This is a genomic window from Singulisphaera acidiphila DSM 18658 (assembly GCF_000242455.2).
GTDB lineage: Bacteria > Planctomycetota > Planctomycetia > Isosphaerales > Isosphaeraceae > Singulisphaera > Singulisphaera acidiphila.
On record NC_019892.1, the window covers coordinates 504,706 to 524,280 of the forward strand.

General features: G+C 65.2%; 17 protein-coding genes. 8 read left to right on the plus strand and 9 right to left on the minus strand.

Annotation, left to right across the window (positions count from 1 at the left end; all coding sequences use genetic code 11):
* Positions 1-14: 14 nt before the first annotated feature.
* Both SINAC_RS01855 and SINAC_RS01860 read right to left on the minus strand, forming a co-directional pair.
* Complete coding sequence (locus tag SINAC_RS01855; RefSeq protein WP_015244006.1) at positions 15-2,606, minus strand: PSD1 and planctomycete cytochrome C domain-containing protein; 2,592 nt, start codon at positions 2,604-2,606, stop codon at positions 15-17.
* 321 nt (positions 2,607-2,927) lie between these two features.
* Positions 2,928-4,154, minus strand: a complete 1,227-nt coding sequence (locus SINAC_RS01860) for a cation:proton antiporter (protein WP_020467456.1) — start codon at positions 4,152-4,154, stop codon at positions 2,928-2,930.
* Between the two features lie 506 nt (positions 4,155-4,660).
* On the opposite strand from SINAC_RS01860, the gene SINAC_RS01865 reads away from it, so the two are divergent.
* Entirely contained in the window at positions 4,661-5,671 is a 1,011-nt protein-coding gene (locus SINAC_RS01865; protein WP_015244008.1) for a Kelch repeat-containing protein, read from the plus strand.
* 56 nt (positions 5,672-5,727) lie between these two features.
* On the opposite strand, the gene SINAC_RS39580 is transcribed toward SINAC_RS01865, so the two are convergent.
* Positions 5,728-5,880, minus strand: a complete 153-nt coding sequence (locus tag SINAC_RS39580) for a hypothetical protein (protein ID WP_154673914.1) — start codon at positions 5,878-5,880, stop codon at positions 5,728-5,730.
* A 233-nt stretch (positions 5,881-6,113) separates the two neighbouring features.
* Here SINAC_RS39580 and SINAC_RS01875 point away from each other — a divergent pair, with 233 nt between their 5' ends.
* The 3 genes from SINAC_RS01875 to SINAC_RS01885 all read left to right on the plus strand — a co-directional run bounded on the left by SINAC_RS01875 (position 6,114) and on the right by SINAC_RS01885 (position 8,490).
* Complete coding sequence (locus SINAC_RS01875) at positions 6,114-6,551, plus strand: YidB family protein (protein WP_015244009.1); 438 nt, start codon at positions 6,114-6,116, stop codon at positions 6,549-6,551.
* 16 nt (positions 6,552-6,567) lie between these two features.
* Positions 6,568-7,527: a ComEA family DNA-binding protein gene (locus SINAC_RS01880; protein ID WP_015244010.1), complete on the plus strand. Its 960-nt coding sequence runs from the start codon at positions 6,568-6,570 to the stop codon at positions 7,525-7,527.
* Between the two features lie 144 nt (positions 7,528-7,671).
* Complete coding sequence (locus SINAC_RS01885; RefSeq protein ID WP_015244011.1) at positions 7,672-8,490, plus strand: S1/P1 nuclease; 819 nt, start codon at positions 7,672-7,674, stop codon at positions 8,488-8,490.
* Between the two features lie 105 nt (positions 8,491-8,595).
* Here the strand turns inward: SINAC_RS01885 and SINAC_RS01890 are convergent, their stop codons facing one another.
* The 3 genes from SINAC_RS01890 to SINAC_RS01900 all read right to left on the minus strand — a co-directional run bounded on the left by SINAC_RS01890 (position 8,596) and on the right by SINAC_RS01900 (position 12,853).
* A complete protein-coding gene (locus SINAC_RS01890; protein WP_015244012.1) occupies positions 8,596-9,645 on the minus strand; it encodes a sialidase family protein in 1,050 nt (349 codons plus the stop codon).
* A 67-nt stretch (positions 9,646-9,712) separates the two neighbouring features.
* Positions 9,713-11,806 (minus strand): alpha/beta hydrolase, encoded by a 2,094-nt coding sequence (locus SINAC_RS01895; protein ID WP_015244013.1) that lies wholly within the window; start codon positions 11,804-11,806, stop codon positions 9,713-9,715.
* A gap of 150 nt (positions 11,807-11,956) precedes the next feature.
* Positions 11,957-12,853: a TIM barrel protein gene (locus tag SINAC_RS01900; RefSeq protein WP_015244014.1), complete on the minus strand. Its 897-nt coding sequence runs from the start codon at positions 12,851-12,853 to the stop codon at positions 11,957-11,959.
* Positions 12,854-13,090: 237 nt separating this feature from the next.
* Here SINAC_RS01900 and SINAC_RS01905 point away from each other — a divergent pair, with 237 nt between their 5' ends.
* Positions 13,091-13,525, plus strand: a complete 435-nt coding sequence (locus tag SINAC_RS01905) for a DUF2171 domain-containing protein (protein WP_015244015.1) — start codon at positions 13,091-13,093, stop codon at positions 13,523-13,525.
* A 146-nt stretch (positions 13,526-13,671) separates the two neighbouring features.
* On the opposite strand, the gene SINAC_RS01910 is transcribed toward SINAC_RS01905, so the two are convergent.
* From SINAC_RS01910 to SINAC_RS01920, 3 genes are all read right to left on the minus strand, one after another.
* Entirely contained in the window at positions 13,672-13,971 is a 300-nt protein-coding gene (locus SINAC_RS01910) for a CBU_0592 family membrane protein (protein WP_015244016.1), read from the minus strand.
* 421 nt (positions 13,972-14,392) lie between these two features.
* Complete coding sequence (locus SINAC_RS01915) at positions 14,393-15,511, minus strand: zinc-binding dehydrogenase (RefSeq protein ID WP_015244017.1); 1,119 nt, start codon at positions 15,509-15,511, stop codon at positions 14,393-14,395.
* Positions 15,508-16,809 (minus strand): DUF5690 family protein, encoded by a 1,302-nt coding sequence (locus tag SINAC_RS01920; protein WP_015244018.1) that lies wholly within the window; start codon positions 16,807-16,809, stop codon positions 15,508-15,510. The genes SINAC_RS01915 and SINAC_RS01920 overlap by 4 nt, the downstream gene beginning before the upstream one ends.
* A 92-nt stretch (positions 16,810-16,901) precedes the next feature.
* Here SINAC_RS01920 and SINAC_RS01925 point away from each other — a divergent pair, with 92 nt between their 5' ends.
* From SINAC_RS01925 to phnX, 3 genes are read left to right on the plus strand one after another with little or no spacing between them, the layout of a single operon-like run.
* Entirely contained in the window at positions 16,902-17,465 is a 564-nt protein-coding gene (locus tag SINAC_RS01925; RefSeq protein WP_015244019.1) for a phosphonate degradation HD-domain oxygenase, read from the plus strand.
* The gene (locus SINAC_RS01930) at positions 17,462-18,592 is read left to right on the plus strand and encodes a TIGR03364 family FAD-dependent oxidoreductase (RefSeq protein WP_015244020.1); all 1,131 of its coding nucleotides are present in this window, start codon (positions 17,462-17,464) and stop codon (positions 18,590-18,592) included. The genes SINAC_RS01925 and SINAC_RS01930 overlap by 4 nt, the downstream gene beginning before the upstream one ends.
* On the plus strand, positions 18,589-19,401 hold the full coding sequence (gene phnX, locus SINAC_RS01935; RefSeq protein ID WP_015244021.1) for a phosphonoacetaldehyde hydrolase: 813 nt from the start codon (positions 18,589-18,591) through the stop codon (positions 19,399-19,401). The genes SINAC_RS01930 and phnX overlap by 4 nt, the downstream gene beginning before the upstream one ends.
* The last annotated feature ends 174 nt before the right edge of the window (positions 19,402-19,575 follow it).

The window sequence follows — 19,575 nt, forward strand, 5'->3', positions numbered from 1 at the left end:
CTCGGGAGATCCGACTAATCGATATAGAGAAATTCGCTGGCGTTCAACAGGGCGTGGCAGAAGTCGACCCAACTGCTGGGATCGACCTCGAGCGAGGCGGATTCGCCGGGCTTGCAGGCTGCTCCTTCCCCGTCGGCCACCTCGGCTTTGGGGGGGGACTCAGGCTCGTCCTTCTCACCTTGATGGTGGAGGAACACGAGCGCTTCGGCTTGTTCGGCGGATGCCGGCTTTCGGCCGAAGGCCAGGCGATAGGCCAGCTCGATCCGCCCTTCGTCGTCGCCCGCCTCCTTCTGGAGCCGGGCGGCGAAGGCCTTGGCTCGGTCCAAGGTCCAGGAGCCGTTGATCATCAAGAGGGCCTGGATTGGTGTGACGGTGGCGTCGCGCTGGGGGGTTGTGATTGAGCCGTCGGGGGCGTCGAAGGCCTCGCCCAGCGGGTCGCGTTTGTTGCGCCTGACCTGGGAGTAGACGGTGCGTCGCGTTTGGTTGGCGTCCACGGCCGGGCCGCCGATCGCCAGGTCGAGCTCGCCGCTGACGGCCAGCATCGCGTCGCGAATCGGCTCGACGTCGAGCCGACGCGTGAGCCGGTGCCAGTGCAGCCGGTTCTCGGGGTCCTTCCGTCTCGCGACGGTCGCATCCGGGTGGCTGGCCGACTGGCGATAGGTGGCCGAGATCAGGATCAGCCGGTGCATCTGCTTGAGGCTCCAGCCGCGCGCGACGAACTCGGTCGTCAGCCAGTCGAGAAGCTCGGGATGGCTCGGGCGCTCGCCCAGCCGGCCGAAGTCGCTGGAGGTGCTGACAAGCCCACGGCCGAAGTGGTACTGCCAGATCCGGTTGACGGCCACGCGGGTTGAGAGCGGGTTGTCAGGCCGGGTCAGCCAGCGCGCCAGTGCGGTGCGCCTGCCGGTCGATTGGGGGGCGGTCGACACGGGCTGGATCGTCGCCGGAGCGGGGTCGAGCAAGGTCAGGAAGCCGGGGTCGATCGTTTCTTTCTTCCGATCCCCCGGGATCAGGGTCGGAGGCGCGATCGGTCCGACGTCGGTGGCGGTGAGCACGGGCGCGGGGGGAGTCGGCCGGTCGCGCTTGTGCTCGGCCAGTTGATTTTGCAAGGCGGTCCAGGCGTCCTTATCCTTGCCTTTCTTCATCTTGTCGGCGATCAGCTCGTATTCGTAAGTGACCTGGCGGTAGGCCAACTCGGCGAGTTGCTCTTCGAGCGGGGTTCGTTCGGCCTGCGGCTTGTTGATGATCGCCTGCATCTCGGCCGGGAACTTGTCGATGGCATCCTTGGTCGCCCTGTCGCGGTAGGGGTGTTCGAGGGCGGCGATCGCCGTGCGGGTCTCGGCCGTCTTGGCTTCCCAGGTCGCGAGCTTTTCCTGATACACCTGCCACTCGTGGCTGGTGGACAGGTTGAGGTCGTTGCGGGGGAGGATCGGGGTGAAGAAGGCCTGGAGCCGGTAGTAGTCTTTTTGCAGGATCGGGTCGAACTTGTGGTCGTGACAGCGGGCACAGCCCATGCCGAGCCCGAGGAAGACGTCGCCGGTGACGTCGGTGATGTCGTTGACGATGGCCGACCACTGCGCTGGAACGTCGCGCTGGTTGTACTCGTAGGTGCCGAGCCGATAGTAGCCGACGGCGACCTTGAGCTCGGGGTTGCTGGGGTCGATCTCGTCGCCGGCCAGTTGCTCGGTGACGAAGCGGTCGTAGGGCCGGTCTTCGTTCAGCGCCTTGATCACGTAGTCGCGGTAGCGCCAGGCGTCGGGCCGGTAGGCGTCCGCGCGATAGCCGTCCGACTCGGCGTAGCGGACCAGGTCGAGCCAGTGCCGTCCCCAGCGCTCGCCGTAGCGAGGGCTGGCGAGCAGCCGGTCGACCAGGGTCTCATAGGCGTTGGCCCCTTTGTCAGCCGCAAACGCGTCGATCTCGGCCGGCGCGGGGGGGAGTCCCCACAAGTCGAATGTGAGCCGACGGATCAGGGCCTCGCGGTCTTGCTGAGGAGCCGGCGTCAGACCTTCGGCGTTGAGGCGGGCGAAGATGAATTGGTCGATCGCGTTGCGTGCCCAGCCGCCATCGTCCGTGCTCGGTACGTCGGGGCGTCGCAGGGGTTGGAACGACCAGAAGGCCCGGTCTTCGGCCGTGATCTTCGACTTCGGAGCCTGGGTGAGGGCTGAGGCCGAGGCGCCCGGATCGGTCGCCGGCCAGGGCAGGCCCATTTCGATCCACCGGGTCAGCGTCTCGCGCTGAGGGGGGCCGAGCTTGCCGTTGGGGGGCATCTCGGGCCCTTCGTAGTTGATTGCTTCGACGAGCAGGCTCTCCCCCGGCTTGCCGGGGACGACCGCCGGTCCGCTCTCGCCGCCGGCCAGGATCGCCGCCTTCGAGTCGAGCCGCAGCCCCCCCTTCTGTTTCTCCGGCCCGTGGCATTTCAGGCAGCTCGCGGCCAGGAGGGGGCGGACTTCCGTCTCGAAGAACTTGACCTGTTCGGGGCTGGCGGTGAGATCCCCTTGGTTGGCGAGCCCCTCGGACGCGATCCCGATCACCGCCGCGATGGTTGCCAGCATCACGCGGATCCGTCCTCGATCCGGGGCGGCGTCAGCCGAGTTTCTCACCTTATCCATCGGGTTGGGCTCCTCGACCGGATTTCGTCGGTGGCGTGTCTCGCCTTTGATCTTTCACAATAGGCAGGGTGGGCCCGGAAGAACCTTTACGATAGTCAATCGGTCGACCCACGGCAACGGCTTCATTTTCGGATGTTTACGCGGCGGAGTCGGGTGCGATCGTGCCGGTCATCCCCGGCTCGTGCCTTCAGGGGAAGGACACGAGACCGATGGGATGACTTGCTTGAGCCCTGGACTTGCTTTTGCTTTAGTTATATTAGGCGGATCGTCGCTTTTTCGGGGCCCGCCCCGTTATTTTTAGCGTCAAATTGGCGGCAAGGCTCACTCGCCCGTCACCAATTCTTCGATACCGTCCGGCTTGGGGGGGATCCAGGAGGCGTCTCTGGGAGGGAAGAGGGCACGGAGGAGGGGCGGAGCGAGGAAGGTGGTGGCCATCACCATCAGGGTCACGGCGCTGAAGAGTTTGGCATCGAAGACGCCGCTGCTGAGTCCCATTTGCGCGAAGATGAGGCCGACTTCGCCCCGAGGGATCATCCCCACGCCGATGACGCTCTTCTTCCCTTTGAACCAAGGGGCGGCATAGCCGGCCGCGAACTTGCCGACCACCGCCACCAGGATGAGGAGGCTGCCGACGAGGAGCGTCGCATGGTTCGCCTGGTCCATCGGGTTGAACACGCGAATATCCACGGCGGCCCCGACCGAGACGAAGAACAAGGGGACGAAGAAGTTTCCGAGTTCCGTGACCCCATGCTCAACCTCACGGGCTTGGGGAGTCTTCGCCAGCAAGAGGCCCGCCGCAAACGCTCCGATGATGACAGCCGACCCGACCCGATCTGCCAGCCAGGCGAGTCCGAACGCGAGAATCAGGGCCAGGATCGTGGTCGTCCCCGGGAGGTCGATCTTGCCCACGAGCCGGACGAGTCGGGGCACGATCAGGCTTCCGACCAGCAGTGTCCCGAGCAGGAACCCGAAGGCGACGCCGGTGATCCTGGCGACGCTCATGATCGTGACCGACTCTCCGTTGGTGAGGGCGGCGATGACGGTCAAGATCACCAGGCCGATGACGTCGTCAATGACTGCGGCCCCGAGGATGATCTGGCTCTCCGGCTCTTGCAGTCGGCCCAGGTCGGAGAGGACGCGGGCCGTGATGCCGACGCTCGTGGCGGTGAGCGAAGCCCCGGCGACGAGCGCGACGAGGTTGGGGAGCCCGAGGAGCCGGCAGACAGCATAGCCCAGGGCGAACGGCAAGACGACGCCGACGGTGGCGACCGCCGCCGAGGCGCCGCCGACCTTGACGAGCATCCGCAAGTCGGTCTCGAGGCCGATCGCGAAGAGGAGCAGGATCACCCCGAGCTCCGCCAGCAGATGGATGACGTCGACCTTGGGGTCGACCAGTCCCATGACTGACGCTCCGAGCAGCACACCGGCCACCAGCTCACCGAGGACGGTCGGTTGACCGATCGCCTTGGCCAACGCACCGCAAAGCCTGGCCGCGCTGAGCATGATGACAAGAAGTCCCAGAAATTGGGGGACATTCAGATGTTCCATGAAAGGCTTTCTTGTTGGTTTTATAAGTGAAGGGGCACGCTGTGGACCTCCTTGTCAGGGCGACAAGTTCACTGGGCCCGCCGAGCATGAGATCCATGAGTGTTGGGAGGGAAGCCAGACGGGTCAATGACTACCAGCCACCACCATTGGTGATGAAGAGCTTCAGGTAGAGCTCGTTCTCGGAGACGGGATGTGTGCGGTTGTTTTGCATTCGACCGAGTGGACTGACAGCAGGATATCGATGGCCCAGTCTCCTCTTGAGGCCATTCTAACGGAGTTTGCGGCCGCGATGAAGCACAACAGAAACGGACCGGTCGTCCTGAGCGTCTTGCGGCGACTCAATCATCGCGACGAACCAGCCCGTCTGTTGGCGTTTGTCCGTGGGGCGAGATATGGTGGCCCACGGAACTGGCCGGCCCGAATTGCCCGGCATTCCCCGATGTCGGTCGGCAGTGACCCGCCTGGAGTCTGCCCTTTTTTCTTGTTAACGAGGAGGGATTTGCCTGATGAGATGGCGTCTAATCGTCCTGGCGAGCGTGGTGCTTTTCCCTGGCTCCGCTCCGGGCGAGGATAAGGTTCTTGACTGGGTGAAGGTCTCCGACAAGGCAGAATGGCAGGCGCGCGACTCCAGCGGCGAACTGGTTTATAAGGATCGCCTCTGGCTCCTCGGGGGCTGGTTCGACTCGTTCGCCTCTCCCCCTCGCGACGTCTGGAGCTCGTCCGACGGGAAGGCCTGGGACCTTGTGACCAAGGATGCCCCCTGGAAGTACAGCGACCTGCCGATGTCCCTCGTCTTCAACGACCGGATGTGGATGTTGGGAGGCTGGTACAACGGCCGACTCCCGGGGCATGGCGCCACCAACGAAGTCTGGTCGTCGACCGACGGCCTGAAGTGGGACTTGGTGACGAAAGAAGCGGGTTGGAGCCCTCGGCTTGCCGCTGGCGCGGTGGTATTCAAAGGTCGGATGTGGATCCTCGGCGGCACCGAAGACTATTACTTCGGCGACGACAAGAGCCCCAAGAATGACGTCTGGAGCTCGGCGGACGGCAAGGAATGGAGGCGGGAGGTGGCCAATGCCCCGTGGCCGCCTCGCGCTCACCACGCGGCGGTCGTCCACGACGGCAAGATCTGGATCCTTGGCGGCGGCAATTACACCCCGACCTATCACGCGCAGAATGATGTCTGGAGCTCGTCCGACGGGGTGAACTGGGAGCAGGTGACAGAGCATGCTCCCTGGAACCCTCGGCTCTGGTTCTCCGCCGTGGTCCACCGCGACCGGATCTGGGTCCTGGGCGGCTGGTCGAACAACCCGTCGCAGAACTGGGGCGACGTCTGGTACTCGCAGAACGGTAAGGATTGGACCCAACTCCGGTCCAACGTGAGCTGGAAGGAGCGCCATGAGCATTCCGCCTACGTCTTCAAGGACAAGATCTGGGTGGCCGGTGGGCACGCCAGGCCGCTCAGCAGCGAGGTCTGGTCCCTCGACGTCCCGCCGACATTCTTTGAAAGTCGATGAATAAATCTGCATCAGATCTCTGCGCGGCCTGGAGACCGGATGAACTTCAATGCCATCTAGACGATGTTGGCGATTTGCGAGCGTGCCGATTCACGGTTGGCCTGAGATTTCACGAGTGTTGCCGCGTAGTCGGCCGGGGGGCAACCACAGGTGCCGTTGGCCGTTGGCAGGCTGCGCTGGACGGTCCGCCAACCGGCGGCGAATGGCACCGTCGGTCGTCCGTTCTGTTGTTGCCGTCGCGGACTTTGGACCGTGTTGCGAAGGCGACGACAGATCCCATGTTTGCGCGACATGAGGTTGCCGAAGTGGAATCTGAGGAAATAATTCGTCATAACGGATGCGAGAAGGAAGTTGCCTGCCTGGATGGGATCGGTCAAAATCGGAAGGATTCAAGTCTTTTCCGGGTCGCTGTTTTGCACTCAACACCTCGGAGTTGCACCTTATGGGCTTGCTTGACACGGTCAAGGGCCAGATCGCTGAGGCGGTCCAGAGCCAACTGGCCGGCATTCTTGGAGGATCGTCCAAGGAGGGTGAGGCAGGCATCCCGACGGCCGCCACGGATCATGTTGCTGAGGTTGTCGAGCAACAAGGACTGGGCAGCCTCTTGCAGAAGTTTCGCGAAGGGGGGTTAGGGGACGTGATGTCGTCCTGGGTCGGCAAAGGCGCCAACCTGCCGGTCTCGGGCGAGCAGATTCAACAGGCCTTGGGCTCCGACGTGGTCCAGAACCTCGCCGCCAAGATCGGGATTCCCACTGAACAGGCGGCGGCCCTGCTCTCTCACATCCTGCCTCACGCGGTCGATACGATGACTCCCGAAGGTCACGTCGCCGAGGATGAAGCGACTGTGGTTGTGCCCGAAACCTCATCTTCCGAAACTTGAAGAAACGGGGGCTTGAATGTTTACCGGACGTCTCACGAAGTTCGCGGCCATGTCGACCTTGTTGAGTGTGGTCCTTGCGGGGGTTGGCACGGTGACTACCGGGCAGACTCCTTCCACCACCACGCAGCCCAAGGAGAAGCTCAAGGCTAAGGCCAAAGAGAAAGCGAAGGAAAAGGAGAGGGAGAAAGCGGCCGCCTCAGCGCCGCTCGACCTGAACAAGGCGAGCGCGGAGGAACTCGTTGAACAACTTCCCGGTGTGGGCGAGGCCACAGCAAAGAAGATCGTGGCGGGCCGGCCTTATGCCAAGGTCGACGACCTGGCCAAGGCGGGGGTGCCCACCCGGACGATCGATGGGATTCGGAGCCTGGTGACGGTCAGCCAGGCGCCGGCGGCTGACGAGACTCCGGCCAAGTCGAAGGTCGCGCGGAAGAAAGCGGCGACGACCCCTGCCCCTGTTCTGGCGGCTCCGCTCGACCTGAACAAGGCGACTGAGGAGGAGCTTGCTGCGTCGTTGCCCGGCGTGGGCGAGGCCACGGCGAAGAAGATCGTGACGGGCCGGCCTTATGCCAAGGTCGACGACCTGGCCAAGGCAGGGGTGCCGACGCGGACGATCGATGGGATCCGGAGCCTGGTGACGGTTAGCCAGGCCCCTGCGCCGGTTGTGGACGAGCCGGCAGCCAAGCCGAAGATGGCGCGGAAGAAGGCGGCAGCGGCTCCCGAACCGACCGCTTCCGAGCCGACCGTGGCCAAGAAGAAGGCAGCGGCCAAGGCCAAGGCCGCGCTGGCCCCGGGGCAGAAGGTGAATCTCAATACGGCGTCCAAGGAAGAACTCGACGTCCTGCCGGGGATTGGTCCGGTGCGCGCTCAGGCGATCATCGAGGGCCGCCCGTTCAAGAAGATCGAGGACATCAAGACGGTCAAAGGAATCAAAGAGATTGAGTTTGGAAAAATCAAGGACATGATCACTGTCGAATAGTTTTCTCGCCCCTCCTTGTTGCAATGCCAAGGTGAGGTCCCGCCCTGCCCTCTTTTTTTCGCAGGGTGGGACCTCTGCCACTTCGGTACTCATCCGCGACTACGCGTCTCTGCTTTGTTTTTCCGCCTTGGGGGATCGTGTCACATGCGCTTGCCGCGAACAACTTCGGCCTGGCGATTCGCTCTCGTACTTTTAACGCTGGGACCTGCGTCGACGAGTTGGGCCTGGGGACCGCACGGCCATCGGATTGCCGCGCGGGTGGCCGAGGCCAGGCTCAATCCCGGGGCCCGTCGGGCCGTGAGCGAGTTACTGCTCAAGGGGGATACACTGGTGGATATCTCCACCTGGGCCGATCAGGACGGGCACGACGCCGTGCCCGGAAGCGCCCCCTGGCACTATGTCAACGTACCGATCACGGCCACGCACTATGAGGATCGCTTCTGCTCGAACGGCAACTGCGTCGTCGCCAAGATCAAGCACTTCCGCTCGGTCCTGACCGACCGCCGCGCTCCCTTGCGCGAGCGGCAGCGGGCCTTGTTGTTCCTGGTCCATCTCGTGGAGGATGTTCACCAGCCGTTGCATGTCGGCGATAACCACGACCGGGGTGGGAACCTGACCCAGATCCAGTTCCTGGGGGAAGGGACAAACCTTCATCGGCTCTGGGACTCGGGCCTGATCAACGAGATCGACCGCAACGAACGAGCCTGGGTCGAGCGGATCGAACCGCAGCTCACCAGGGAGAATATCCGAGCCTGGTCGCGTGGCAGCGTCGAGGATTGGGTGAACGAGAGCCTGGAAGATGCCAAGTCCGCCTATTTTTTCCCCGCCGGTGCGCGCCGGCCGATGGAAAGCGGTAGGCTTCTGGGCAAGGACTACGTGACTTTCGCTCGCCCGATTCTCGAACGGCGCCTCGCCCAGGCGGGGGTTCGTCTGGCCAATGAGCTGAATCACCTCTTCGAGTAAGGCGTTGGGGCCGTCAGTCCACCCGACAAGAGAAGAGGGCACGACCCATAAGAATCAGGTTATGCGTGGTCGTGCCAGACGTACAAGAGGACATGCCCCTGTTTGTTATTCCTGGGGAAGCTTGATCTTGGCGAGGTAGATCGACGACTTCTTCTCGTGCGAGGAGTAGTAGCTCATCCACAAGAGGCCGTCGTGCCAGACGAGGCCGGGGTAGCTCGTGTCGCCGCTGCTCGGCAGGGTCAGGACGGGTTCGTAGCTGTCGGTCGTCATCCGGGCCACCACGGTCTTGGCACCGCCGGGATAGCTCCGGCCGGCTGCCCAGAGCGAGCCGTTGGGCAGGCGGATGAAGTTGGGGCCGCCGACCTGGTGCTTCGTCTCTTTCCAGGTCCAGTCGGTATATGGGGCCTGGCTCCGGCCGATCCAGGCGAGCTTGCTGCCGGCCTCGCGGCGGACCAGGGCGATCATCTCGCCGTCGGGGAGGAAGCGCACGGTGGACTCATTCGGGTTGCCGGGGACGTCGAGGTGGGTGACGAGGTCGTACTTCACGCCGTCAGTGCTGACGAAGAGCTTGAGCTTCCAGTCGGCCGGGTCGAGTTCGACCTTACCAGTAGCGGTCGCGGCTTTTGCCGCCGGGGTGCTCCGGGCGCTGGAGTCGTAGGAGATGCCGTAGGCTTTGCCATCGTGCCAGGTGACCCGCCAGAGCCACTCCCCTTCACTGAGGACCGGCGTCGGCGCTGACCACTCGCGACCATCCTTCGAGAACGTGACCCTCGGCTGCCGGCCTTGGAGCGTCTTCGTCCCGTTGTAGATCGAGCCTCCGCCGACGATCATCAACCGGCCGTCGGGCGTGATCGAGAACTTGGGATCGCGGAGGTCGACCCCTTCCTCGGCGATCAGGGCGGCCGACTTCCAGGTTTTGCCATCGCCTGATTCCAGCACACGCAGCTTGCCGTTGCCCCCCACGTGGGCTTCGGACTCGCGGAACGTGCAGTACCACGTGTCGTGCCAGCGGATCAGGTCGGTGAACGCGTTGTGCGAGCCCTTGTCCCAGATCTTCTCGACCGAGACGAGTCCGGGTTCGGCTGCACGCAACGACAGCGGTGCCAGCGCAAGGAGAGCAACCGTCAGAGAAATTGGCAAGCGATGAAGCTTCATGGATGAAAATCCTTGATGGGATTGGGTTTTAGGATTGAGCGTCCGTCCGATCAGGACGGGGCCGCCTTCACCGCAGCGCTTCGAGCACGCCGGCGGGGTCCGTCCCTTCAATAAGACGGAGTTTCTCTTTGGCATTCAGGAGCGTCCCGACACGCGTCGCCGGCTGATAGGCGTTGCGGAGCGATTCGAGCGAGAGGGCCTTGCCGTTGCCGGCCACCCCACCGGCGATCACCACTTGCTTGGGAGCGTTGAGAGCGGCGAGATGAGCGACATCCCCGACCTCGCGGAGAATCCCCGGGGCCATGACGCCGAGCCTCTGGCCGACGTAGGGCTCCTCGCTGATGTAGCTGGCGAGTGTGCCGACGGCGGCGACCTTCGTGACTCGCGGGTCAACGGCCCCCGCGCAGAGGGCGACCAACCCCCCTGCCCCTCGACCGATCAGGACCACGTCGAGCGGGAGGCCTCCCTCACTGCTCTCGATGGCATCGAGCAGCCGGCGCACGTCGAACACCCACTGCCCGAGCAGCGGGCGGCCGATCCAGAGGGCCCATTCGGCCGAGTTGTGGTCGGGGGCCTGGCCGATCTTGTCGCCTGGCACGGTCTCTCCTCCCGTTGCTCGCAGATCGACCGTGACGCTTTGCCAGCCGGCTTCACGCACCGCTTGGCTCCAGGCGTGGTAGGCGTCGGTCTCCGTCCCCTCGAGGTCGATCACGATGGCGAGGGGGGCGGGGTTCGCTCCGAGCCGGGTTGCGGTGATCGGAGGCAAGCCGGGCTCGGCCTCGAAGCTCAACATTTCAAAACCACCGATGCTTTCGGATTCAACCCCGATTGGCGGCACGGTTGGGAACCCGCCGAAGACCGTGTCGACCAGCGCCTTGCGCCGCGTCTCGGCCTCCGCACGCCAACCTTCGGCATCGCCGGGCAACGGCTTGGCCGCGATGAGCGTTCGCCCTTCGGCTGCGGCGAAGCGGGGGAGGGTCATCCAGTCGTCGGGGCGAGTGTCGCCCGGGTAGCAGCGGAGCGTCTCGGGGTCTTCCGTTTTCATCTCGGGTTCGGCGATCGATGTTCCCTCCCCTTCCCCTTTCAGGTGGAGGGTCATCCAGCCGTACATGGCTTCGCGCATCGCCTGGTTGTAGTCGTGCTTCGATTCGAAGATGGCGTGCTGGACGTGCGTCGCCTGGTCGTGGAGCCGGTAGACCTGTTGGAGCGGGGTGAGCGTCCGTTTCGCTGCGTCGACCGAGAACTGGGAGGCGTCCTGGGTTGCATTGATCATCAAAAGACTGCGCGGGGCGGTGAGGCCGAGCACGCCCCACTCCTCGGTGAACCGCAAGGCGCCGGGGACGAGCTCGCAGACGCAGCAGGCGATGCCGAGGTAAGCCTGGTAGTTGCCGACGGAGCAGACCGGCACCGACGCCTTGAGCCGGTCGTCCCAGGCGCCGGCATACATCGACTGGTTGCCGCCGCCGCTGGCACCCGTGATGCCGATGTGTTTGCCGTCGACCTCGGGCCGGGTGAGGAGGTAGTCAACCGCCCGCATGTTCTCATAAACCTGGATGCCGGAGAGCGGCCGGCCGACGGGCAGGAGCGTGGCACCGGTCATCTCGCCGTGGTATTCGCCGAGCGCCTTGCCGACCCCGCGTTCGCCGGCCCCGAATGCGTCGACGGCCAGCACGAAGTAGCCGAGCTTGGCCGCCCCGATGCAGCGGGCCTGGACGACCGGGTCTTGCTTCGCCCCTTTCCAGTGGCCGTGGACGGCGAGGATCGCCGGATGTTGGCCGGGCGTGTCGGGCACGTAGGCGTTGGCCGTCATTCGGACGCCGGGTCGGGTCTGGAAGACGACTTTCTCGACGCGATAGCCATCGCGGTCGAGAGTTCCCAGCACTTGCGGCTCGAGCGGGCACGGCTTGGTGGGGAATTCGCCCCAAGCCGTTTGAAGGCCCTTCCGTACCGAGGCGGCCTGGACTTCCCATTCGGAGATTGTCTCCGGCGGACGTTCGCTGATGCGGAGTGCTTCGGCCTGGCTCCGGATGAACTGGAGGTACGTCTTCGGGGACGGAGGAGCAGGCTCAGCGCCCTGACTTTGAGAGGGGGACCCGACGGCGGCCAGGATCGTCACGACGGCGAACATGGCCAGGGTCATCGATTGAGAAGCAAGCGGCATCGGAGCGCTCTCTCTTCTTGTCGGAAGAAAAAATAAGGGAAAGCCGAGGCCGGCCGATCCACCTCGAGTCGAACCCAAGTGTGTCGGGCCGGTGGCGCTCGAGCAACATCTTGTCATCCCGAACCCAGGCGTGGTGCAGGCCAAGGTCGGTCAGGTGAGGCCGGCCATCGCGCGGACGGTATCCCAGGCGTGTTGGGGGGTCTTCGTCGTGCCGTGCTCCATGCCGATCGCGCCGGCGTAGCCGACTCGGCGGAGCAAGCGGAAGATGTTGACGTAGTTGCTCTCGCCGCTCCCCGGCTCTTTACGGCCGGGTACGTCGCCGACCTCGATGAACTGGATCAGGCCGCGCTTCAGGCCGTCGGCCATCGTGTTGAGCACGTTCCCCTCGCCGAGCTGGCGGTGGTAGATATCGAAGTCCACCTTGACGTGAGGGTGTCCGGCCTCGGTTGCGTAGCGGAATGCGTCGGCCGACGTGACCATGGTCATCTGGGGCGACTCGACGCGGCTGAGCGGCTCGAGCGTCAGGTAGACCCGATGTTCCTTGGCGATGTCGCCTGCCTTCTTCAGGCCGGCAATGATCTGCGCGTGTTGGGTCTCGGGGGGGATGTCGGGCTGGATCTTACCGACGAACGTGATCAGGTTCTCCGCGCCGAAGCGGTTAGCGACTCGGCAGGCGTCGGCGAAGTCGTCGAGGAATGCCTGTTCCTCGCCGGTCTTGGTGAGTCCGGCCCCCCACCCTGTGCGAGGGGCGCCGGTGATGCTCACGCAGGTCATGCCGTGCGCTTGCTGGGCCTCGAGCATCCGGTCGAGGTTCTTGCCGCCGTAGTTCCAGAAGCCGTAATGCTTGGCACCGCAATGAGCGGCCGAGACAATTCGATCCTCGTACGACATCTTCGCCGGGAACATGATCTCGAGGTTCATCGCAAGCTGATAGCGTGGCGGGGGAAGCGCCTCGTCGGTCTGTTCCGAATCGGCTCCACGGGCGATTTGCGCGAGCCAGGGCGCGAGCGCGGCGGCCTTTAACAGCGATCGTCGGGTCACGGGCATGCCTTTGGTTCTCCTGGCTTGGGAGGATCCTCAACACGTCGGAAGAGATCGGAGCGCCCGCTTGCGTTCCACCACGGCCGACGACGATTTCGGCCAGTCTATCCGGGCGGTAAGGCCGAGGACAGCCATGCGATTCTGGCACGCCAATTGCCTTTGGATTTCACTGCCGAGATGAAAAGAGGGCTCGGATCGCGGGGTGAGACGGTTCAATATTCCAACAGGCATAAGGAGAACGTCGTGGCTGAATCTTTCAAAGACAAGCTCGAGGATGCTGGCCACAAGATCGCGGAGAAGGCGAGTGAGGCAGGGCACAAGGTGAGTGAGAAGGTGGAAGAGGCGGCCGATTGGGCGAAGGAGAAAGCTCACCAGGTCGGCCACCGAATTGAGGAGACCGTCCAAAAGGTCGGGCACAGGACCGCGGCGCCACTCGACCAGAGCCATGGGGCGACCGGCTCGACTTCCGATATCCGCGAGCACATGGAGGTCTACGGCTCGTGTGGTAACCTGCTCGGGAAGGTCGACCACGTCGAGGGCGACCACATCAAGCTCACCAAGAACGATAGCCCCGACGGTCAACACCACAAAATCCCGCTGTCGTGGGTGGCCAAGGTCCACGACCACGTCCATCTGAGCAAGAGCTGCGGTGAGGCCCAACGCGAATGGACGTCCTGAGTAGCCCGCCCTTGGGAATGCAAGCACCTCGCTCGCCTCTCATTCTCAGGCGAGCGGGGAGCAGCGGATTGCCCCCTGTCTTCCGTGACGTTGCTTCGCGTTGAAGTCCCGCTTGGGTCCTAAGTTTGTCCCTGAATTCGAGGGGATCAGTCGGCCCGTAGGGACCACGGGTCGATCAAGAGGGGGCGAGTCGTCACGATTCTCCGGCGCTGGAGGGCACGGACCGTGACGCCCAGACTGAGCAGGGCCCAGGCGCCTTCCACGAGAAGGACCCCGGGATTCGGCGGCGTCAGGGCCGAGGCGGCGAGGAGGGTCGAACCAGAGAGGTTGAGCAGACCGTAGGCGATTCCGTCCGTTCGCATGCCGGCATACTGGCTTGCGCCGAAGGCGGATAGGACCAGGAGCGCCCCTACGATCGAGAAGAACTGAATCAGGGTTGCCACCATCGGTGAAGTCCTCGCGGAGGCCTGATTGTCGGCCGCTCGAGGCGCGATGCCTCGTGGAGGGCCGAAGCGACAGCACGAAGGTGAAGTTCCGGCTCCCGACGCTGGAATTGTTCGGGAGGCGCCCATCGCTGGTCAAGAACTTAACCGCCACAATTGAAATGCAAATGAAGGATCAGTTCGAATTTAATGATAGGTCAATTCTGCGAATTGCAGCCTCGAAGAGGCGACCATTTCGCACCAGCCGATTGTGAGGAAGTCAAGCCAAAGCTTGTGCTTGTAGGTGCACGACTTTCTTCATGCGAGCCGCTGGTTGAAGAACCGTGAAGGGCGCTTGGACGATCATCGTTCATCGTCCGGGTCGATGCCCACTCGGACGGTGACGAGTCTGCCCTGATCGTGGCCCCGACCATGGCCACGGCCACTACCCGCTCATCGACAACCCCGAGGCGACCGCCGGGGAACCGTGAACATCGGGGCGGACCCCGACCCTCAGGGCTTGTTTCGCGAGGTCCGAGCCGACGATCGCGTCGATCTCCCCCAGCGGCTGCCACGACGAGACGAGCGAATCGAAAGGATACTGCGGGTTCCTCGCGAGGAATTCAAGCGCCCGTTGCAGGTGCCGTGGCATGTAGTTGTGAATGCCCTGGATGGTGATGCAGCGCCGGACGATCCGCTCCGGGTCGACCGACAGTGGGCGGGTCGGGAACACGGAGCCGACCAGAACCAGTGTCCCGCCCGTGCCGAGGAGCGGCAAGGCCGCCTCGATTGCGTTGGGCGAGCCCGAGAATTCCAGGGCGATGTCCATACCTCGACCACCGGTCGACTCCGTCACGGTCTCAACCAACCGGGAAGGCGAGGTTGACCTCGTCGCGCCGAACGCGGCGGCTAACGCGAGCCGCTCTTCGCTCGGGTCGCACGTGATCACGTCGCCCGCGCCGAGCACGCGGGACCAGGCGGTGGCCGTCACCCCCAGCATGCCCGCCCCGATGACCAGCACCGAGCGGCCGTCGAGCGGTCCGGCCGCCTCAAGGGCGGCGGCGACCGTGGCCGTCGCGCAGCTCGCCGGGCAGGCGGCCGCGTCGGAGAGCCCGTCGGGGACCCGGAAGATCGCCGTGCCCGGCACGAGCAGGCAATGGTCGGCCAGGCCCCCGGAGAGTTCGCGGCCGGGCCTCAGCGGCTCGTGGCCGTATTTGAATCCGCGCTCGCACTTCTGGGGGAGGTCACGGTGGCAGTAGAAGCAGTCCCCGCAGTGCGCGACGACGGCCCAGGTGACGCGGTCCCCCTCAGCCAGTTTTTTTCCGGCGGAGTCGAGCCGAGGGGCCTCCTGCCCGAAGGCGACGATCCGCCCGAGGATCTCGTGGCCGAGGACGGAGGGGGTCGGCACCGACCGTCGGCCGTGGATGCTGTGCAGGTCGCTCCCGCAGAGCGTGCAGGCGACGACCTCGACGAGGACCTCGCGGCCGGCAGGTTCGGGCAGCGTCCAGCTCACCCGATCGAACGGTTGTCCCACGCCACGAAAGACTGCTGCCGTCGCCCTCATACCCCGACCTCCGCCGGGACTGGCACGGTCGATCGGGCCGCGAAATAGGCCCAGGCGGCGACAAGGCTGAAGGATGTCAGGATGCCCATGCTCCACCAGGTGTTCAGGAAGAAGGGGAGCGGGTCGCCGTTCACCGGCAGCCAGCCCCGCACGAGCACGAGCGCGGCGTAGGCAAGGTAGCCTGCGGCATCCGCCACGTACATCAGGAAGCCGAGGTTGCCCCGCTCCCGTGTCATCGCGATCAGGCGCTCAAACATCGTCGTATGGATGGCGACGTAGGGCAAGTACAGACCGAGGCCCAGCAGTACCATGAACAGGAACGGGCCGACCCAACCCCGCTGGTGCCCCGCCAGGGCGGCGATGATCAGGACGCACCCCAGGAGGCCAACCCCTATCGACGCGAAAAAGGCCCGGCGATTGTCGACGATCAGGACGCTCAGCCCATTGGCAATCAGCACCCCGAATGCCACAAGGATCTCGGAGTTCGAGAAGGTCGAGGGCGCGGCGGGCGAACCGAGGGCCTTCCAGATCTCCGGGGCGAAATCGGCCCGCATGCCCCGAGCGATCGTCACCAGCAGGTAGGCCGCGACGATCGCCATGATCCCCACGAAATGCCTCCGGAGCATCGCGGCCCGCTCGGCCCTGCCCATGGGAGTACGCTCGCTACGGTGCTCGAGGTCTTCGAGACCGGGGGGCGGCACCTTCGACAGCATCCAGGTGAAAAGGCAGGCCGGCCCCAGGAACAGGAGACCGGCCCCGGCTGGCATCCAACGCTCCGGCAGCCCCCAGCCCAGCAGCCAGGCGCCGACCGACTTGCAGGCCCCGTCGGCCAGGATGAAGCTGGCGCAGAGCCCGGCCGTCAGGGCCTCGGTGTGGCGTCGGCCCTCCAGAAACCCGAGGATCAGGCCGAAGACCATGCCCAGGGCCAGGCCGTTGAGGAACAGACCGGCGACGTGCAGCGGGGACGGGGCGACGCCGAAGAGGATCAGTGACGCCTCGGCCAACCCGATCAGAGCGACGATCCCGAGGGGCCGTCTCCGGGGGGATATTTCCGCAATCGCCCGGATTCCCACGAATTTCGCCAGCATGTAGCCGATCATCTGCGCGACGACCAGCACGCTCTTCTCGGCGACTCCCCAGACGGTCGAGTCGGCGAACGTGGCGGCCGTCCAGGGCTTCCGGAAGGCGTACGTGCAGAAGTACGCGCCGAATGCCGCGACGACCGCCCAGGCCGACACCGCCAGAGGGGGGCGGTCCAGCAGAAATCGGGTTGCGGGTCGACGGGCGGCCTGGTTCATGCAAGAATCTCGTGGCACCTGCGGTCGGGATGGTTCCAATTGTAGTTACTTCTTAACGCGCCGGCGTGAAGAACAGATGTAGGCGGGCGAAAATGAACGACTCACGCATCAATGTGGTCGAAGAGATCGTCCGACTCTTCGAAGAGCGGGGGGGCTCGGCCTATGGTCGCGAGGTGGTCTCGCAGCGCGAGCATGCCCTCCAGGCGGCCCACTTCGCCCGGGAGGCCGGCGCGTCCTCGTCACTGGTCGTCGCGGCCTTGCTGCACGATGTCGGGCACCTGCTCCATGACCTGCCGGACGACGCCCCCGACCGCGGGGTGGACGACCGCCACGAGGAACTTGCCGCCCGATGGCTGGCCGCTCGATTCGGGCCCGACGTGGTCGAGCCGGCCCGACTCCACGTCGAGGCGAAGCGCTTCCTGTGCGCGGCCGAGCCGGGCTATCATGACGCTCTCAGCGAGCCGTCCAGGGTCAGCCTGCGGTTGCAAGGCGGCCCGATGTCGCCCGAGGAGGCAGAGCGGTTCCGAGCATCGCCCCACGCCACGTCGGCCCTGATCCTCCGGCGGTGCGACGACTCGGCCAAGGTGCCCGGGCTCACCGTCCCCGGGCTGGAGGACTATCTCCCGTTGATCGAACGGAGCCTGAGCGAATCATGAGCGATCAACTTGGAGTTGGCATTGTCGGGGCGGGCATCGTCGGGTTGTCGCACGCCTATGCGGCGGCCCGTCGCGGGCATCGGGTGACCGTCTTCGAACGCAGCCCGGCCGCCTGCGGCGCCTCGATCCGGAATTTCGGGATGGTGTGGCCGATCGGCCAACCGGCCGGCGAGAGTCACGCGACTGCCCTTCGGAGCCGACGGATCTGGCTCGAGGTCGCGAAGGAGGCCGGGATCTGGGTCAACCCGTGCGGTTCGATCCATCTGGCCCACCGGGACGACGAATGGGACGTGCTCCGCGAGTTCGCCGAGATGGCCCCGGGCCTGGGTTACGACTGCCACCTCCTGTCACCGGGCGAGGTCGTCGACCGGACCGACTTTGCAAACCCGGACGGCCTGCTCGGGGGCCTGTTCAGTCCCACCGAACTCTGCGTGAACCCGCGCAAGGTCATCCGCGAACTGCCCGGCTGGCTCGGGGACCGTTTCGGCGTCCAGTTCGAGTTCGGCACCACGATCGCCGAGGTCGGGTCGGGTTGGACCCGTGCATCGGGCGGGCGCCGCTGGGACTTCGACCGCGTCGTGGTCTGCGGGGGCGCTGATTTCGAGTCGTTGTTCCCCGACCTGTTCGCGTCGTCCGGCCTCCGACGTTGCAAGCTTCAGATGCTGAAGGTCGGGCCACCGGCTTCCGGGAGGCTTGGCCCGCACCTGGCAAGCGGTCTGACGTTGCGCCACTACGCGAATTTCAACGCATGTGCCAGCCTCCCCCGGCTCCGAGAGCGCATCGCGGCCGAGACTCCCGAGCTTGACGCTTTCGGCATCCACGTGATGGTCTCGCAAAACGACGAGGGCGGGCTCATCCTCGGCGACTCGCACGAATACGACTCCGCCATCGAGCCTTTCGACAAGGCGGCGATCGACGATCTGATTCTGAGGGAGCTGCGCCGGGTGATCCGCCTGCCGGGCTGGGACGTCGCCGAGCGTTGGCACGGGGTTTACGCCAAGCACCCGACCCGGCCGAGCTATGACGCCGAGCCGATGCCGGGCGTCTTCATCCGCTCGGGGACGGGGGGATCGGGGATGACGATGGCATTCGGCCTGGCCGATCGTACCTGGGAGTTATGGTCATGAGCAGTCGACTCAAGGCGGTGATCTTCGATTGGGCCGGGACGACCGTGGACCACGGCAGCAGGGCCCCGGCCCGGGCATTCGTCGAGATCTTCGGGAAGAGCGGCGTCGCGATCGACGAGGCCGAGGCTCGGGGGCCGATGGGCAAGGCCAAGCGCGACCACATCGCCTCGATCCTCTTCCTCCCCCGGGTCTCGGCCGCCTGGCGCGAGGAACATGGGGCTCTGCCCGGCGAGGCCGACATCGATCGCCTCTACAACGACTTTCTGCCTCTGCAACTCGGGTCGATCGCCAACCACGCCGACGTGATCCCCGGCGTCCCCGAGGTCGTCGACGAGTGCCGCCGCCGGGGTCTCAAGATCGGGGGGACGACGGGCTACACACGCTCCCTGATGGACGTCCTGGAGCCGATCGCCCGCGACAATGGCTACTGCCCCGACGTATCGATCTGCGCCGACGACACGCCGCAAGGGCGTCCCGCACCCTGGATGCTCTTCCGAGCCGCCGAGCGGCTGGGCGTTTACCCCATGTCCTGCATCGTCGCCGTGGACGACACCTCCGTCGGCGTCGAGGCCGGGCGCAACGCGGGGGCTTGGGTCGTAGGTGTCACCCGGACAGGAAACGGTCTCGGCCTCTCGCGCGAGGAACTCGACCGGCTCGATCCCCACGCCCTGGGCGAGCGCCTGGCGGGCGTCGCGGCCGAACTGGAGCGGGCCGGGGCCCACTTCATCATCGAGAGTGTCGCCGACCTGCTCCCCGTGCTGGACCAGATCAACGAGCGGTTGGTCGAACGAGGCCGAGCCTTCCCGTAGGCCGAGGCCCAACCGGCGCGTCAACGTCGGAGTCCGTCGATCACGCAGACATCGGGGCCCTCCGACGAGCCGGTGCGGGAAGAGTTGGCGAGAGGCGTCGCCGCTTCATTAGCGTCGGAATTCGCTGATGAATTCAAGGGCGAACCCGCGCTCGCAATGGGGCGGGTGGCCGTC